This is a genomic window from Paenibacillus apiarius (assembly GCF_017052585.1).
Classification (GTDB): Bacteria; Bacillota; Bacilli; order Paenibacillales; family Paenibacillaceae; genus Paenibacillus_B; species Paenibacillus_B apiarius.
The window spans coordinates 5766409-5783881 of record NZ_JAFFHZ010000001.1 but is presented as its reverse complement, the minus strand read 5'-3'; the positions used below and the strand labels follow the sequence as shown (position 1 = coordinate 5783881).

At 46.0% G+C, this 17473-nt stretch carries 15 protein-coding genes and 4 pseudogenes; 5 read left to right on the top strand and 14 right to left on the bottom strand.

The window, feature by feature from the left end; genetic code table 11:
• The first annotated feature begins 269 nt into the window (after nucleotides 1-269).
• A complete protein-coding gene (locus JSQ80_RS25600) occupies nucleotides 270-848 on the top strand; it encodes a cupin domain-containing protein (protein WP_206097754.1) in 579 nt (192 codons plus the stop codon).
• Between the two features lie 294 nt (nucleotides 849-1142).
• On the opposite strand, the pseudogene JSQ80_RS25595 reads toward JSQ80_RS25600, so the two are convergent.
• The 13 genes and pseudogenes from JSQ80_RS25595 to JSQ80_RS25540 form a co-directional block, all read right to left on the bottom strand.
• Nucleotides 1143-1682: pseudogene (locus JSQ80_RS25595) on the bottom strand (ArsR/SmtB family transcription factor); the annotation flags it as partial.
• Nucleotides 1683-1896: 214 nt separating this feature from the next.
• Nucleotides 1897-2943, bottom strand: coding sequence for a carboxylesterase family protein (locus tag JSQ80_RS25590; protein ID WP_206097306.1), 1047 nt, complete (start codon nucleotides 2941-2943; stop codon nucleotides 1897-1899).
• A gap of 216 nt (nucleotides 2944-3159) precedes the next feature.
• A complete protein-coding gene (gene bla, locus JSQ80_RS25585) occupies nucleotides 3160-4089 on the bottom strand; it encodes a class A beta-lactamase (protein WP_206097753.1) in 930 nt (309 codons plus the stop codon).
• A 538-nt stretch (nucleotides 4090-4627) separates the two neighbouring features.
• Complete coding sequence (locus JSQ80_RS25580) at nucleotides 4628-5053, bottom strand: DUF2935 domain-containing protein (protein ID WP_206097305.1); 426 nt, start codon at nucleotides 5051-5053, stop codon at nucleotides 4628-4630.
• Between the two features lie 70 nt (nucleotides 5054-5123).
• Nucleotides 5124-5420, bottom strand: a complete 297-nt coding sequence (locus JSQ80_RS29315) for an IS66 family transposase (RefSeq protein WP_240463813.1) — start codon at nucleotides 5418-5420, stop codon at nucleotides 5124-5126.
• 31 nt (nucleotides 5421-5451) lie between these two features.
• Nucleotides 5452-5571, bottom strand: a pseudogene (locus JSQ80_RS30115) (IS66 family insertion sequence element accessory protein TnpA); the annotation flags it as partial.
• A gap of 464 nt (nucleotides 5572-6035) precedes the next feature.
• Nucleotides 6036-7463 carry an MFS transporter gene (locus JSQ80_RS25570; protein WP_206097304.1) on the bottom strand — a complete coding sequence of 476 codons (1428 nt, stop codon included), beginning with the start codon at nucleotides 7461-7463 and terminating at the stop codon, nucleotides 6036-6038.
• Nucleotides 7460-8569 (bottom strand): saccharopine dehydrogenase NADP-binding domain-containing protein, encoded by a 1110-nt coding sequence (locus JSQ80_RS25565; RefSeq protein ID WP_206097303.1) that lies wholly within the window; start codon nucleotides 8567-8569, stop codon nucleotides 7460-7462. Before JSQ80_RS25565 ends, JSQ80_RS25570 begins: the two co-directional genes overlap by 4 nt.
• A gap of 607 nt (nucleotides 8570-9176) precedes the next feature.
• A pseudogene (locus JSQ80_RS25560) lies at nucleotides 9177-9362 on the bottom strand (DHHW family protein); the annotation flags it as partial.
• A 384-nt stretch (nucleotides 9363-9746) separates the two neighbouring features.
• Nucleotides 9747-9863: pseudogene (locus JSQ80_RS25555) on the bottom strand (class A beta-lactamase); the annotation flags it as partial.
• Nucleotides 9864-9913: 50 nt separating this feature from the next.
• Entirely contained in the window at nucleotides 9914-11206 is a 1293-nt protein-coding gene (locus JSQ80_RS25550) for a DUF4179 domain-containing protein (RefSeq protein WP_206097301.1), read from the bottom strand.
• Nucleotides 11172-11735 (bottom strand): RNA polymerase sigma factor, encoded by a 564-nt coding sequence (locus JSQ80_RS25545; protein ID WP_206097752.1) that lies wholly within the window; start codon nucleotides 11733-11735, stop codon nucleotides 11172-11174. The genes JSQ80_RS25550 and JSQ80_RS25545 overlap by 35 nt, the downstream gene beginning before the upstream one ends.
• A 288-nt stretch (nucleotides 11736-12023) precedes the next feature.
• Nucleotides 12024-12653: an RraA family protein gene (locus tag JSQ80_RS25540; RefSeq protein ID WP_206097300.1), complete on the bottom strand. Its 630-nt coding sequence runs from the start codon at nucleotides 12651-12653 to the stop codon at nucleotides 12024-12026.
• Between the two features lie 230 nt (nucleotides 12654-12883).
• Here JSQ80_RS25540 and JSQ80_RS25535 point away from each other — a divergent pair, with 230 nt between their 5' ends.
• The 3 genes from JSQ80_RS25535 (at nucleotide 12884) to JSQ80_RS25525 (ending at nucleotide 15568) form a co-directional block, all read left to right on the top strand.
• Nucleotides 12884-13438 (top strand): SMI1/KNR4 family protein, encoded by a 555-nt coding sequence (locus JSQ80_RS25535; RefSeq protein WP_206097299.1) that lies wholly within the window; start codon nucleotides 12884-12886, stop codon nucleotides 13436-13438.
• Nucleotides 13439-13743: 305 nt separating this feature from the next.
• A complete protein-coding gene (locus tag JSQ80_RS25530; protein ID WP_206097298.1) occupies nucleotides 13744-14064 on the top strand; it encodes a hypothetical protein in 321 nt (106 codons plus the stop codon).
• A gap of 121 nt (nucleotides 14065-14185) precedes the next feature.
• Nucleotides 14186-15568 carry an SMI1/KNR4 family protein gene (locus tag JSQ80_RS25525; RefSeq protein ID WP_206097297.1) on the top strand — a complete coding sequence of 461 codons (1383 nt, stop codon included), beginning with the start codon at nucleotides 14186-14188 and terminating at the stop codon, nucleotides 15566-15568.
• 592 nt (nucleotides 15569-16160) lie between these two features.
• Here the strand turns inward: JSQ80_RS25525 and JSQ80_RS25520 are convergent.
• The gene (locus JSQ80_RS25520) at nucleotides 16161-17234 is read right to left on the bottom strand and encodes a DUF6138 family protein (RefSeq protein ID WP_240463811.1); all 1074 of its coding nucleotides are present in this window, start codon (nucleotides 17232-17234) and stop codon (nucleotides 16161-16163) included.
• A gap of 57 nt (nucleotides 17235-17291) precedes the next feature.
• Between JSQ80_RS25520 and tnpB the strand changes: the two genes are divergently transcribed.
• Nucleotides 17292-17450, top strand: a complete 159-nt coding sequence (tnpB, locus tag JSQ80_RS30110; RefSeq protein ID WP_206097751.1) for an IS66 family insertion sequence element accessory protein TnpB — start codon at nucleotides 17292-17294, stop codon at nucleotides 17448-17450.
• The last annotated feature ends 23 nt before the right edge of the window (nucleotides 17451-17473 follow it).

Here is a 17473-nt window from a genome sequence, read left to right as displayed (position 1 = left end):
AAACGATGCAAAAAAAATATAGCCAGTTTATTTGTTTATTTGTTTATTTGTTTGTTGGCTTATCGCCCTTGTACCAACTTGAGGCGTGGTCGTCCGGGAGATACGCTCCATCTGCGTGCCTAAAGTATTCCGCAATTATATTAAGTAATAGGAAGCATACATGTAATTCGAAAGAACATTTTTGATCCATAGGCATATGATGCTGTTATAAAACTATGAAGGGAATGACATAGGTGCATTATATACCTAAAACATACTGCTCAATTCCAATGCACGCATATCCCATGTATTTATATCCATATTACACTGGTGTGAATCCCCCGGTTTATCACTCAATGTCAAGAAATGATCAAGAATATTATCCATTTGTTCAAAATGGATTTCTACCTGCTTATCCTGTTGAAAATAATCATGCTCCACGATTTAGTTCTTTGAATGAGGGTAGATTAAGGGATTACGGATCTCAACCTTATGTAGTCGATATTGAGGAGGTTACGGAGGAAAACAATACGTTCCGAACCGCATTATGGACGGGAAAACATTTGCAAGTGACCGTAATGAGCATCAATGTTGGGGATGACGTCGGTTTGGAAGTTCATCCGAACACTGATCAATTTATCCGAATTGAAGAAGGCCAAGGACTTGTTCAGATGGGTGATTCTAAAGATAGATTGGATTTTCAAGTAAATGCTTATGAGGACTATGCGATTATGATACCTGCGGGGAAGTGGCATAATCTTATAAATACAGGTAACAAACCACTGAAGATTTACGTGATCTATGCGCCACCTGAGCATCCATACGGGACAGTTCATGAGACGAAAGCAATTGCGATGGCTTCTGAGTAAAGACACTTGTTACGGCAACGATAGCAAAATTAGAGCAGTGGCAGTCTAGGTCTTTCGAGTACCTAATCTGCCACTGCCTGATTACGAGCAGTCTGCTCAACGAAACTTATTATTCGGCTCGTCGAGTTAATCGTCCACAGTTACATCAGACTTTGCGTCCTTCAGAAACCGTTCAAGGCGAGCCTTAATGTCATCACGAACTTGTCGGAACTCGGTCATAATCTCTTCTTCGGTTCCCGTTGCTTTAGCGGGGTCATTGAAACCCGACCTGCACTTTTCACCTCATAACAGGTCGCGACAATAAGCAACAATTCCTTTATCCGTTGGTAAGGATGATATATGCTGCTCGAGTTCCTCAATCGGAATTGATATTGCACCAGGAATATGAGCAAGTTCATACTCTTCCGCTGGCCTTACATCCAGTAACAAAACATCTCCTCTATTCATTCGGACAACAAGTTGCTCCAAAGAGATAGGTTCCAAGCTGTCATGATGCTGTAAGACTTCAGCCTTTAATTGTTGAATTTCAAATAATTGCTTCTCACTTAGCCGATGCAGCGAAACCATAAATTCAGCGATGGATAATTGTGCAATTTCATAAATGACATAATTCCCCTTCTTGGTGAATCGAACCAATCTCGAATCATAAAGTGTTTGCAAATGCTGTGATACATTAGCAACACTCATACCTGTAATTTTAGAAAGTTGCTCAACGGATTTAGGACCTTGGGTCAGTAAGTCAATGAGTTCCAGTCGCTTGGGGCTTGAAAGACACTTACCAATACGAGCAAACTCTTGGTAAAGTTGATCTTTCCATTTACGTTCAAAATTCACGTCTTAAACACCTCTACAATTCAATTGATTTATTGAATAGGTATTAAACCGACTTACATCTGTTGTCAATATTTTCTTGAAGCAATCGAGTTATAGAATTCTTCGATCTTGAGTAGCGCTTCATCCTCATTGGGATCTGCACCTAGATCTTTACGTGGGTCATTGCAAAAACAAAAAAAGGAGAGATATCATTTCCCTCCTTTTAAACTCAAATTCATGATTTTAGCTCTATCTTCTTATCAAAGAGAAGAACATTTCTGTGATTTCTTTCAAATACGAGCCAATCTAAACTATTCTCATGATTAGGTGAACCATTCTTTATAAATCTGAGGAAATAACCTTGAACTTGGTCTGATAAATTTTGCGCTTCTTCCAAATGAATATCCTCAAGCATTGGGGCATTATCCCACTTTTCGAAATTTCCGAATACAAACGGCAAATCAATACAATGGCAAGCTAATTCCCTTGTAACTTCTGTCTGCGAAGATAGTATTTGTTCAATAGGCACATCCAAAATCTTTTCCTTATTACGTTCATCAATTCCTAATCTTTCTAATAGTAAATTAGATAATTCCAGTGAAGCACTTTCATTTAGAGCTTTCGTACAGGCAGGAAAACTGAATAATGCTGTACGGTTAAACATGCATTGTACTTCTTCACAAGCCATTAATGCGACAGAATACCATGCACCGGCTGATTGCCCGGCTACCGTGATTAGGTCAGGATCCCCGCCGAAAGCTTCAATGTTTTTCTTTACCCAATGCAAGGCAGCAATCAAATCCTTTAATGCAAGGTTCCCCTCAGATATGCCTGGCAAAAATAGATTTCCTAAAGCTCCTAATCGGTAGTTGACTGTAACTACGACCACGTCTCCGTCTTCGTTGGTAACCAGGTCGCTTCCGTTATACCATGGCAAGGAACCCCCGCCTGTCAACCACCCTCCCCCATGGATCCAGAACAGAACAGGTCGTTTTTTATTCGTGTCTTTTGTCCATATATTTAAACTGAAGGCATCTTCCTTTTGATTCAGTTCTTCTTTCTTCGTCCCAAGAACTGTCGAAAGTCGGCTTGGCAATTGAGGGAATACAGGTCCTGGTGTTGTCGCCTCCCTTGTTCCGCTCCAGGTAACGGGTTCTCCAACTGGCATAAATCTTCCTTTATCGGCTCCATAAGGGACATTATAAAATGCCAAGGCCTGTTTTTCCTGAGTTCCAACTAACTTGCCTTGTTCACAGATGACAATCGGACGATTATATTCCATTACAATTTCCTCCTACCTTGTCGTTATCCCGTTCATGAAATGACAAATCAAATCATGAATGAATGTTTCATTTCACTTACACAAAAGAGCCCACAGATACAGGCACTTTTGTTCTATATTTAGTTTTTACTCCTCCTTTTCATACTAAAAAGGATCGGATTTTCATTTTATCCTCTAGATCACATTGAATAAGGGAATGAGAAAACTAAGGTATTATCACTTGAGAGCATTCATGGTAACCTTAGCAGCCTCTGCAATCAGTTCATTATTATAGGTAGCATCTTTCTTATCTCGGCTGGACAGAATTACGATGATAGTGGGTGCTCTATTTGGTGGCCAAACGATAGCTATATCATTTCGTGTTCCGTAGCTGCCGGCTCCTGATTTATCACCGACTTCCCAGTCTGTTGGTACTCCAGCGCGGATGAGCTTGTCTCCTGTAGCATTTCCACGCATCCAATCCGTAAGAATTTTACGTTTATCAACTGGGAGTGCATTTCCGATTGTGAAAGCCTTAAGATCGGTAGCAAGTGCTTTGGCTGTACTTGTATCACGAATGTCACCAGGAATCGCTTCATTTAACTCTGTTTCAAAACGATCTGCCTTAGTAACCCGATCACCAATTTGTCTGAGCGCTTTTTCAAATCCTTTAGGTCCATCTAGCTCTTTAAATAAAAGGTTCCCTGCAGTATTATCACTGTAACGAACAGCAGCCTCTGCAATTTCTCCAAGTGTCATCCCGGTAGCTACATGTTTTTCTGTAATAGGTGAATATTCAACTAGATCATCTTTTGTATAAGTGATAACTTCGTCAAGTTGATCAATTGAGTTTTTCTGTAGCATAGCTCCTGCAGCCAGAGCTTTGTAGGTAGATGCATAAGCAAACCTTTCATTAGGTCGATAAGTTACGGTCTGGTTTGTACCGGTATCGATCGCATAGACGCCCAGTCGAGCATCAAACTTTTTCTCAAGTTGAGCGAACTTTCTATGAGCTGCATGATTTGTATGTTTGAGTTGCTCTGTTTTTTCTTTCGCTTCTACCTGGAATGATTCACCTTTAAAGAGGTTTACATTTGCAAGACTTAAACTGAGTATCCCGACACACATCCCTATTTTTAGTATCCTGATATTTTTCAAAATGATCATTCCTTTTCTATTTTCATACTTAAAATAAAAGTTAAATTGGAGACATATATCCGGTAATAAGTTTACCGCTAAATGCGGCATGGATTGTCTCAATATTCTTGTTAACCGACAAAACGAAATCCACCTATCAACAGAACATAGCTCTAACCCCTCCCTTCTTCTAAGGTTAGTTATCATTACTAAAACAGGGGCTATGAGATCATAAGCGTATTACATATGAAGAGTATGTAAAAGCGAGGGATGCCAAATTGCCCTCACCTTGTGGGGACGAGGGCATCTTATGTAACAGTAGATTGGTAAAGATGGCGACCAAGGGGCCAATTTACCGAGCACCTCGTGACCGATAAATCGGGAAGCTGCGGCATCTGCTCAAACGGGATGCTTCGACTACAGGTATGGTTTAATAGATTTTATGTAAAAAACTGAATTGTCTTACTTAAGTAGGTAACTGTTCAGTTTTTGATTTCTGACAATGGGTACACATTAAAACGGAGGCAAAAGCTCCCCCGCTTACCTTTTGAGTCAGTAGTCTTTAACCCTAAGGGTTGCCGTATAGAATGACTCGCGCAATGCCGATAAAGTATTCTGATTCCCTAATGATATGATCGAGTATAGTTTGGGCTATCGGATTATTCTTAGCAGCTGAACTATGAGTTTTAATCTGACGGCATAGTTCAATAAATTTCATGCTTTCATCTAGGCAGTATGTCACAAGGTGGATCACCTGTTGATGAAGCTGGGCAGGGACATATTGACTGCGAATCACCGATTCTACGTAACTCACGATTTTTTGATGAGTTCCCGTCAGGGCTTGTTCCCATAGTTTTAGCGCCTCCACATATTGGTCCTCCAAATTTTTAAGAGCCTCTCGAATGACAACAGTGTGCTCGCTCTCTTGCATTTTCCAAAATTCCGCTTCATCCAAAACCCGCAGTGGCATTTGCTGACCATAATAAAATTGCATACCCATCCCCCCCTATTTTAGAATGCTCTCTTCTCACAATATGGGGAAAAGGCGAGGGTTATGACTTGGATTACAGCAGGCTGCAGGTGATGGTTTCTCCAAGCTGGCTCTTTGGTGCTATGCGGGATCGCTGCTGACGCAGCCATGCCAAATAAGCGTCCAAAATGGGGCGGCTGTGCTCTATCCGGGCGATACGTCCTTCAGATCCCGTTCTATTGCTGGTTGCAGAACTGAAGCCCTTGCTGGGCCGTAGTTTGCGTTTTGTCTTGCGTTGGCGGTAGCGTTCCAAGGCCTGCACAGCTTCGCGAAGCAATTTCGGGTCCAAGCCTGCATGAAGTTCCAACGCGAACAACCAGAGACGACGCATGATGTAAATCCGTTGATTGGTCGTCCACGGTAAGGGGGACCCAACGTGCAGGGGATGTAGACGCGGATGATGCCGACTTGCCTTTTGCTTTATACAGCCAATATTTCAATTGGTCTATCGTGCACTGATTCGTTTTGCACCAAGCTGACATAGTAAGACCGCTAGCTCTGAAGTCGGCGATTCGTGCAACCCAATCAAGTCGCAGTTGTTCCCTGGTATTCATGAAGGCAACCTCCTGTTGATGTGGTTGCCTTCATTTTCTCACGGACGCCAGGGGTTATTGAAGGTGGGGTGAGTTTGACGCTTACAACACAAAAACCCGGAGAACAGCCACTCTTTTTTCAGAAGTGTCTATCTTCCGGGTGTTACAGTTCATCCTGAGCCTGAGAACCGCTCTTTTTTGTGTTGTGTGACATAAGGCGATGAGCTGCTCTCACAAGCGCATGGTTTTATTTTTTGATATCTACAGGAATCGATATTTTCTTATTGTAGGTTTTAATATATTCGAATCCGTCCAGCAGTAGGAATTCCGGTTTGTCCGTGGTGTTAAACGAATACGTCTGCTCCCACAGAATGATAGCGTTCTTCAAATCGGCGCAGGACAGGGGCCTGCCGTCATTTATCTGTACTGATGCCACGTGGTCGCTTCATCATCCTTCTCCCTGCGTACCAGCTGTATCCGAGCGGAAGCAGGCTGGCAGCGCCGATCCAGGCGCCGAAACCAAAGATGTGCAGATACGCCTCCAACGGCTTGGCGGGATCGCCGTCGTCCATAAGCCCTAATCCCAGCGCGGCGCCGAGCACCAAGCCCACGTTACGCGTCAATGCAATCATGCTCCCGATCGAGCCTGCGTCTTCCTTCACAGCATAGCTCATAATAAAGCTGTTATTCGGCGAGGCTATCAAACCCATCCCCGAACCGATCAACGCCAGCGTGCAAATGATTGCCCACAGCGGCAGCCCGCCGAATGCCCCGGAGAACAGCATGAACCCGCCTGCCATGGCGCACAGCCCAAGACACATCAAGCGCCGTGAGCCTATATGATCCGATAAATGCCCCGCGACGGGACCGATCACGGCCAAGAGGAGCGGATACGCCAGCATGACATAGCCTGTATCCGCCGCGGATACCGCAGTGGTCTCGGAGATATAGAACGGCATGAGAACCAAAGCGATATTGGCCATCAGGAACGATGCGCAGCTGATCATCAGGCCGCAGGCCACGGCCGTAATACGGAATGCCGCGAGCGGCAGAAAAGGCTCCTCCTGCCGGGACTGCCACAGCCAGCTCAACGGCCAGACGATTAGCAAGACAACGTACAGTAGAAACATACTCGGGGAGCCCCACCCTAAGGCGCCTCCGTTCACAATGGCGTAGATTCCTGTGCCGATGCTGCCCATGAACAGGATGGCTCCGACCACGTCCAATGAGGCTTTCCTCGTCTCCTCCTTCTGATCAGCAGGGATAAAGCGCACCGCCAGCCCGGTTGCCACAACCGCCACGGGCACATGAATCAGGAACGCCCACTGCCAGCTCAGCCAGGCCGCGGTAAAGCTGCCGGCAACCGGTCCCGCCATGCCGCCGAGGGCAACGGCGGTGCTCACGAACCCGAGAGCCCGCCCTCTGTGCGCGCTCGGCATATGAAACGTGATGATCGCCATATTCGTCGCCTGGAACATCGCCGCGCTTGCCGCTTGCACAATCCGCATCAAGAGGAGGACAGTGAGATTCGGCGAGAGCGCGACCAGGACAGAGCTAATCGTGAACAGGGCAATACCACAGTTATGGATGCGGCGATGCCCCCAGCGATCGCCTAACTTGCCCATCAAGGGAAGAAGCGACGTAATGGCGAGCAGATACCCCGTCGTCATCCATTGCACTGTCCCGATATCCGACTGGAACACGGTGATGAACCGGGGAAGTGAAACGTTCACCACTCCGGCGGTAAAGTGAGACAAGAAAGCGCTGAGGCAAATAGCCGTCATCATCCATGCCCGTTGGTTGTCAGCTGTTCCGGTCTTGTCGTGTGCGGAAGCGCTCAACAAACTTCCCTCCCCTCCAGCGGAAGAGTGGATTGCTGGGTATCGAACATGATGTCCGGCCCCAGTTCCTTCAGCATGGTTGCCACATCGGTCAACTGCTCAAGATGATAGACTCCGGCCGGACTGGACGAATCAATCAACATCGCGGCGGCCGCAGCCGCGACTTGTGCCGTCACGGCGGAGTGATCCCTGCCCTGGAGGAAGCATTCCGCCAAGGCAGGCTTCCCCTCTTTGCTTCTTCCCCTAGCTTCCGCCTTGACAGCGAACTGGTCCCCGCCGAAGTGAAGCGCCCCGAGGCTGCGGAATATCCGCTTGAGCAGCCAGCCCGCTTGGAGCAGCCGGACGGCCCCCGTCCTTCGGGCTCCGGCCAGCAGTCCGGTGACCAGCGGGGAATCAAGGCACAAGCGCGTCGCGACGGAAGGAACGTCCAATGTTCGCGAAAGGGTCTGCTGGTCGGAGAACAGGAAGCGGTAGGCCAGGTGGTTGCCGATGTCAGCGCCGAAATCGAACGTTTTGCCGTCCGTGAAGCTCAGCGCCTCCACTTGCCTCCCGTTCTGCGTGATGTCGAAGCGGGCGCCCACATTGTCTGCCGTCCATTCGATAGCCGCCTCCCCATGGGCATCACCGAGCCCAAGCATTATCACGAAATCAATCTGATCCGTCTCGCCCAACAGCCGATGTGCCTCCAGCGCCAGAAGATTGGTCAGGCCGGGAGCCAACCCCACGCTCAACAACGCGGTCGCCCCGTGAGCCGCCGCCTCCTCCCGGCATTGCTCCACTTGGCGGAGAAAGGAGCCGTTCGCCGACACATCGATATAGTGCGTGCCAGCGCGGAAGCACTCGCGGACAAAGCCCGTATCGGTCTGATCCAGACACATGATAACGAGCTTCACGCTGTTAAGCATGGCAGAAGGTATCGGCTTCCGGATATCGATCTCCAGCGGCCTGAGTTTTCCTCCGGTGGAATGGCAGAATCGTTCTGCCCGTTCGCGGCTTCGTCCGGCTGCATACACCTTGCCAGGGTAACGCTCTGCCAGTCTCGCGCAAATGGTCCTCCCTACATAGCCGTAGCCCCCGATGACAACAATATCCTCTTTTGTATGCATCTCTTCACCATATCCTGTAAAATTTAGTAATTAAGAAACATTCTCAATTATACAGGATCGAGTTAATTTTACCATCCCATATTTCAGGGATTGCAGCATGATTTATTTGATTTATATCATTAAATATTAGTTGCATTAATGAATTTGTTAAGGTGTATCTCTGCGACAACCATTCGCCTGTTGACCTTGGCATGACTCCGGACTGCCAGAGCAGAGATCGGAAGGCGTGCCGACCAAGGAATTGGCAGCATCGCTTTATCTGTCCGCAAAACCGATTTCTCAAGCCAGGGACTGAAGTTGCCCGCCGATGGGAGCTGAGCGAGCATCTGCAATTAAGTTTCGTTTCCTGCTTGAACTCAATTATGACACCCTCTGAATGTACATATAACCACATTATTTTTGACGGGTCGCTGAAAGGCTTTCATTCGATCTACAATGTTTTGGTGTCCTCAACTTGTTCGGTGCCAAATGCCGTACAGCTTCTTCGGCTTATTCTTATGGCAAAGACGAGCGTGAGCAATACTACCCACCGTCTGACATTAACGATTTGATCACTACTTTTCATAGATACTGTTTCCCCTTCTCCGTTATTCTTTTATCGTTCGTTAAAAGGAATGAAGCTGTTCGCATAGGAATCCATGACCACAAGCAGCTTCTTCCCTTCTTGATGGGCTGTATGAATCTTGATGAGGGAGTGATTGCCGTTGAAAAATGTGGCGTACTTGTCCTTTTTCTTCAGATTGTTCATCGCATACATAGAATGAGAGGTTTCCCGCTCCTCGACATAATCGACGGTTCAATGCTGTCCGGGCGTCATTGTCCTGCATGGTCTTCCATGTTTTCATCATGATAATCTTCCTCTCCTGTGAATCACTTCTGTCAAATGATGTGTTCGATGCCCATACCTTTCATAACATGGGATAGTTTAATGCAGAAAGATGCAGATAAAGTGCAGATGAGGTGAATTCGAAATAAAAAAAGAGTAGTTCTTGATGTTGGCAAGAACTGCTCAGATATAACGAATCAGAATGGGTATAGGATTAAACGGTTTGCAGCGCCACGTTGTTGACTTATCCTCTAGATAACCTGGAGAAGGGAATGAGAAAACTAAGGTATGATCACTTGAGAGCATTCATGGTAACCTGAGCAGCATGTACAATCAGTTCATTATTATAGGCAGCATAGCTCCTGCAGCCAGAGCTTTGTAGGTCGATGCATAGGCAAACCTTTCATCAGTACGATAAGCTACTGTCTGGTTTGCACCCGTATCGATCGCATAGAGGCCTAGTCGAGCTGTTCAAGTTGAGCGAACTCCCTATGAGCTGCTATCACAAACGCATGATTTTATTTTTTATCTACGTGAATCGATATTTTCTTATTGTAGGTTTTAATATATTGGTATCCATCCACGAGTAGGAATTCCGGCTTGTCTGTTGTGTTAAACGAATACGTCTGCTCCCACATAATGTTGCCATTCTTCAAATCCCACTGTCGTTCTTTGGAAATCGATGATACAGGGATTACGTTACCGCCAGCTTGTATGGATAAATTGTCCGTTTCCAAGAAAGTAAACTGTTTTCTGGCAATGACGATATCATAGCCTGTAGCAGTTTTGGTAACGCTTCGAATCCATAGCTTTTCATCACCCACTTTAATGGATCGATCGGATGGTGACGCAAGCGAGATGGGTTCTTGTATGTTGTGATATCCTTCAAAATTTACGAGTTCAAGCTCAATGGATTGAATATTGTCTGTAGGGAACGGATCAAATTTCAGTTGAAAGTCTGGATTACGTCCCCCTGCTCTAGTCAATCCAACTTCTGTTCCATTCACATAAAGCTTGGTTTCGCCTGAAAATCTAGGGTATTCCTCTAATTCATAATGCCCCTTCACGATGGTTGAAGTTGGCGAAGCCGTAATGTAGTCATAATGAATCGTGCCTTTATCGACAGCAATTGATTCGGAAAGATCCTCTTTAATGATACTCTTCATCGCTTTGTTCGCTTCAAACTCGAAGGAGAGTGGATAAGATATCTTCTCCCCATTATCGAGCCACTCATTGAATGTAAGGGTTAATGTTCGAGAAAATGGACTAACTGGCTCGAATTCAGTGTCTCCCACGAACTGGCTCTTGTTTTTGCCGGGACCGCCGCCTCCTCCTAGTGCAGCGGAATCGGTCAAGAACCCTTGCACTCGATCAAAGCTATAACGTACAAAATCATGGTTAGTATACTCGGTGCCCGAAGGTCGATCAATCGTGTAATACATGCGAAAAACATTATCGTCCGCAATCACGCCATTAATGGTAAGGACAGTGCCGTCCTTAAGCGTTGTGCTTTTGTTTACCCTTTGTCCGACTCCATGCTTCATCACTTCAGCAAAGCTGAGAGAGTTCAAGCTGACGCTATTAAACAACTTGCTTCCGTAATAAGCTAAGGCCGGATACTCATATATTCCAACCATGAGAATGAGCGCTGCGGCAGCTGACGCAACCCATGCCCGGGCTTTATTCCGGTTTCTTTTTTTAGCGGGAACATTGTGAAGTGCATCTCGAAGTCTGCCCTCAAGGTCTGACGGAGCCTGTAACTTATTCAAGGTTTCTTTATGCACCTGTAACTTCTCCTCGATCGTTGTCATAACGATCACCTCCGATCATGACTTTCATTTTTTGTATGCCTTGCGAGATTCTTGATTTGATGGTTCCAAGCGGCGCGCCGGTCATGTCCGCTATCGTCTGATACGAAAGATCATGAACATAACGAAGCTCGATCGCTTCCCGCTGTTGTGCATTCAGATGAGATAGCAGCACCTGCATGTGCATCTTGGACTCTGTATCGCGATATGGATTATCGTCGGTTAATGCAGCAAGTGATGGTGCTCGCTCGTCTTCCAGCGGAAGAAACCGCTCCTTTTTGCGAAGCAATGTTTTGCACCGATTGACGAGAATGGTTTTGCTCCAGCTGTAGAATGCTTCGCCGTTTTGCAATTGATCAATCTTTTCATAAAGTGCAACAATCATGTCTTCCATTGCATCCATCGCATCATGCTCATTGCCCATATATGTATAGGCAAGACGATAATAAGCGTCCTTATCGGCCATGATTAGTTGTAATAGTGCTTCCTTGTTGCCTTTTTTGGCTTGTTTGACAAGATGGCTTACTCTCATGTTCACTCCCCTTTTCATAGATAAGAGATCGCAGAGGTTATAAAAGTTCATTTTGTACAAAAAAATTTTCATTCGATTCATAACTGTGTCATCTATTCTAACTCTGCCTGCCTCGATTTTCATAATGGAATTCCTTCCTTTGTTCACAAAGCCACCTATCTAAGCAACGATAGATTGGATGACAAAAACAAAAAAACCGCATGAAATGCGGCTTTAGATGCATGAAGTATAAAAGAATTTCATTTTGAGTCGGAATCTTAGTCATTGGAGTCGGGTGAAATCACTTCCTTATAATTCAGACCTTGTTAACACTTTATCTAAATAAGCGATAATGGATTCTTTCCCATTTGCATGTGCTTCTTGTACTCGCCGTTCATCCTTTGCAAGTTTCGTCTCAGCCGCCGCCGCAATACGTTCTGCATCCTCCTGTGGTACGACAACTACACCATCCACATCTCCGATAACATAATCACCCGGATGAACAGTAACGCCGCCAATGGCAATAGGTACATTTACTTTCCCGCCACCGTTTTTATTGCCGGCTGCTACGGTTGTTCCAAGAGAAAACACGGGGAAATCCAGCTCTCTAATACCCGCAATATCGCGAATGACGCCATCCACGACCAAGCCTTGTACACCTATACCTTTTGCTAACGAAAGAATAAAGTCTCCTGCAACCGCACGATTTGTATTCCCCTTCGCATCAATGACTAAAATATCGCCTTCATTAGCAGCTCGAATCGCTTCTAGTACCGCACGATTTTCTCCATCTGGCAAACGCACCGTTACCGCACGTCCGGCAATTTTAAAATGATCTGCCAGCGGCTTAATATCACTGCGTAAATTCGTATGTCCTCCCGTTGCATCTGAAATCGCTGTGGTTGGTAAATGTTTAAAACTTACTTCCACTTTTGTCATACATAACACCCCTATATATGAATGATGAAAGCCTTATACATATATTGTAAATAAAATCATCTACTGTTTCAATGTTGAATGCTCCTAAGCTTCGATTTTGTCCACCATGACACTTTATGTTGAAACCTGCCCAGATCAGAACTGGCTATATTTGCACAAAAGGCATGAATTACATTAATCTTATACTAATACGTAATCATTCGGTAGATGACAAAAGGAGGTATGACGGGATGAACTGGGAATCCGTATTCGAAGTGTGCTATCGAAAGCATTCCGGAGTAAGGGAACGAGAGTTGGAACAGGTTGTGAATCATTGGAACAAACCTTTATCCGAGGAGGAAATTGCGGAAATACGGGGAAGGCAGCGCAACCCCTTCCCTGAAACAAATCCTTTACATAGGCTATACCAGCCGTTTGATCCGGCAAAATGGTCCATTCCGAACAAGCGTCTCCCCGCAGCTTATCTTGATTTACTTCGTTATTCCAATGGCGGTGAATTCGGAAATGGTGATCGGTATTTTCAATTTTTCAGCGCTGATGAGTTAAGAGCCATGCTGCTGGCCTATGAATTTCCCGAATATATGCCGGGGGCGGTACCCTTTGCTATGGATGGCTGCGGTCATCATTATGCTTGGGATATGCGCAGTAGCTCGGAAGAAGATGAATATCCCATTCTCGTGTCTCACTCGGGAAATCTAGGTTATGAGGACAGCGCACAAGTTGCTGCAACGTTCATAGAGCTATGTACGGGAACAATCTCGGCGGAAGATTTACTTTACGGGTAAAGAAGGCAAGGAATGCAGTATGACCATCCGATTTGGTGTTAATTGTAACATATGGAAAGGTCGTGGAATTCTTCGAATTTAGCTTAATCCAGTATGATTCATTCCCACCTGATCGTTCTCCTATAAATGTACACAGCCATTTATTGATGTTACTATTTATAAAGGTAGAAGATACCATGCTTTATATACTGTGTCGGGGTATAAGCCTCTTCGAATTGATGTCGATACACCGATATCGTTATCCGTAGTGAACTCTAATCGTTAGATGGGTCGAAATCTATTAATCCAAACTCTTGGAGGAAGTAATGATATTTTTGCTTTTGATGGCGGGAGCCACCGTAAATGCCATCCAATGCGTGTTTGTGGGTGGCGCCGTTTTTGTAGGCTTTGTCTTTTTCCTGGTCGGATTGCCTCAATCCAAGTCCTTGAAAAAATGGTTTACGCTCGACACGATCAAATTTACACTTACGGTCTTTTTTACATTGCTAACTTTGATTATGTATATGGTGATTACATATGGGAACGTACGAACCGGAGGAACATTGGCTTTCTCTCGTCCAAATTCAACCGATGCCTACATGACTCAAGCTAAGAATCTGGTGCTTTGGGGAGCTGGGATTAGATAAGAAGCATAAATGGATAGTTGCGGCCGGGGCCATATTGACGAGCGCAGGCGGCAGCGTCGCGTGGCTGACGTCGATGTAAGACGAAGTTAATTTTATAAAAAATAGAATATTGGAGGATGCAATGAATCAAGCGCTTATCGAACAATTGAACCAATGGCATGAAGAAGACGAGCATCAGCGAATCGTGGACTCGCTGTTAGCCATTCCCGAGGAGGAACGGGACTATGATGCGGTCAGTCGACTGGCTAGAGCCTATAACAACTTGGGGCTTTATGAAGAAGCACTCAACCAATTTGAAAAAATTGCTGAAGCGGGCCAACGTGATCCACTGTGGCATTATCGGGTAGGTTTTGCTCTATATCATTTAAAAAGATATGAGGATGCGGCTCAAGCATTAAGCACCTCTGATACATTAGAAACCGGTGAACAGAATACTGAATTATTGTTAAGATGGAGCTTACAAAAAGCGGAAAAGCAGCAAAGACAAGAGCGTCGGATCGCTGCCAAAAGGAAAGCAGCCTTGGAGTCTCGCGGATCGGCAGCGGAGGTTCCTTTTTCGAACTTTTCGCTAGTTGATTTTTGGGACGACAGCGAGTATGCGAGAAAGTCCTATCAATCTGAGCCGCCTACGGATGAACTGATCGCCTCGATCGAGGAAGAACTGGGATACAAGCTCCCCTCCTCTTATATCGCACTGATGAAGCATCGCAATGGCGGAATTCCGAAGAACACCTGCTTTCCAACAGAGGACGTCACTTCTTGGGCTGAGGATCATATAGCTATTACGGGAATTCTGGGTATCGGCCGTGACAAAAGCTATTCGCTCTGCGGGGATCTCGGCAGTAAGTTCATGATTGAGGATTGGGGATACCCTGACATTGGCGTCGTGATCTGCGATTGTCCTTCAGCAGGCCATGATGTCGTAATGTTAGACTACCGAGCATGCGGAAGAGACGGTGAACCCGAAGTGATTCACGTCGATCAGGAGGACGATTATGAAATTACGTTCCTTGCCGAAAATTTCGAAGCATTTATTAGCGGCTTAGTGAGCGAGGAGGAATATGATACCTCCGAGGAAGACAAGGAAGCCGATCTGAACAAGGTAGCCCACGGCAAATTTTCTCTTTTGCTGGAGGAGCTTTGCGCTAGAATAATCGAAGTGGAACAGATAGAGCAGAAAATCCGCCGAATCTGTACACGGATTGTCGAAGAGAAGGGCCATTTTTCCTTTCATGCGGATGAATTGTCATATCTGATGTATGATGTGCAGTTTTGGCTATATACAAAGTCTTACCCGGATACAAGTCGTGAACAATACTTGGCTATTTATGATAAAATGATCGCCTTCGGCGGAGAATTCGGTCAAGGCGGCTACGCCCCGGGATGGATAACCGAATGGCTGGACCGCCGCATACAGGAAGGACGGATCGTACAGGATAATGGGCGCCTTCGGTTTACGGATCAGTCCGCTGAGGAATTGGTTCAGCAGCTGCGAGAAGCCTAAAAAGGCCGACTAGGCATCATGCAAGCAATAACAAGAGCCCACGTTCGACGGACGCGGGCTCTTCTTCTTTTTAGCAATGGAAAAGCCGCTTTACAGCGGCATTCTAAATCTTCTCTTCTATTCTCGGTTAATCCGGTTGAGGGATACTGGGAAATCTCAAAGCTGCGTTCTCATGTATCCCGCCATTTCGATGCATTGTATGGTTACTACGCAGTCGATCTTGTCACCACGTCACTCTTTTACGGAGTGTGTATTCCCAACTGCTCCACGTAGTACCGATGTGCAATTTCCGCGATATGATCCTGGTCTTCCCAAAATTTCTCATCCAGCTTATCCAGCCTTTCTATCTCTTCCTCAGTAAGAAACATTGGAATATCCCAGAGCTGTGTAAGGCGGTTGTCTTCTGACAAATGTTCGATGCAGGCATATTTTTCTCCACAAAGGCCATAGCAAAATCGAACCATATGTCGCAGACATTAGTCTTATCCAATTTGTTTACCCCCTTTATGTTTAAGCCTTTATAAATCAGAACAGAATTTTATTTGCACAAAAGCGATAATATTATCAGTCCAACTTTGGTATTTTCAAAAGCTTAACAGAGCGCCAGCAGTTGCTCCAGTCTTTCTTTTAGCGGCGAATCTGCTTTTCGTGCCGCTCCCTCCAGCTTCTTCAAGCTTCCAAAGGCTCGGCACACTACCATCTCACATTGATAACTCTCTTTGTCTTTCAACGCCTCGATAAGCGCCTCGGCAAGCTCAGGGCGGTCGATGGTCAGATTTTTTACCTTTGTCCCTTCGTCAATGCCTGCCAGCAAAATGGATACGATCACCGGCATATGCTCTGCTTTTACGCCATGCGCCTCGATAAATGCCTGCGGATATCCGTCCTGCACCATTTGGTGCTCTGTATCCACCAGGCCCATATAACGGCATACCAAGGGAAAATAATCCTCGCTGTATAAGCCGAGTCCTAGTACGGCATAAGTGCCCGGCATAGCCGATTTCTCGCTCGGCTCCACATCGCTGTACCACTCGAACTCCTCCATTGCCGTATCCGCATATTCTGCAACCTTTGGGTACAACGCCGGATAGCTGAGTGCATTGGCAAAAAAACGATGCAGCTTGGACTTCGCCAGCTTTTTAAACGGAAGCACATGCTTTTGACTGCTTTTCAGCTTTAAATTGTAGCCTTTGGGGAAGCCTTGACGCAACAGATCGATGATATAATCGAGCGCTTCTCCATAAGCCGCCTCCTCTTCAGAAAGAATCCGGATGTCGATCGTCTGCGTCACATCATTGTTGCGGGCCTCTACTCTCTCTCCCCGATAGGTACTCGCAAATTTTCCGCTGCCTATTTTCAAATAATCCGCTGCTCGCTTTGAACCCAATTGCACCGCAAGTTCCAGGTACTTCAACCGAGTATCCGGCTCGGTGAAGCCAATCTGTACGGCTGCATAAAGGAAGAAATCCATTTCTCCAGCATCTGCGGAAGAATGAATCGCTTCCTCCTTCAACACCCATTCGTTTCCATAATAACCGGTTTGGTTAAAATGCTGCGGTAAAAATCGATCCTGCGCCCAACGTTTGAAGGCCGAAGTATATCGACCGATCCAATAGGTTTTGCGCTCTTGGTTCGTATTCAGCTTATCGGAGAGGCGACGGATCAAAGGATCGATCTCTTCTACATTTCTGCTTCATTAGATCAGGATTGACCGTAAGCGTCAATCCAATCCCACCTGCTCGAGCGCGGCTCGTTTCAGTGGCCCGATGGCGGCACGGCTCCAATATGTCTGACGCAGCGTGAGCTGCGCTGGCTGCTCGACGGCCTGTCGCTCACCCAGCGCCAGGCGCATGCTCAGGTCTCGCCGGAAGTGGCGATCTAAACATGGGCAGCAGGATTTTTCGG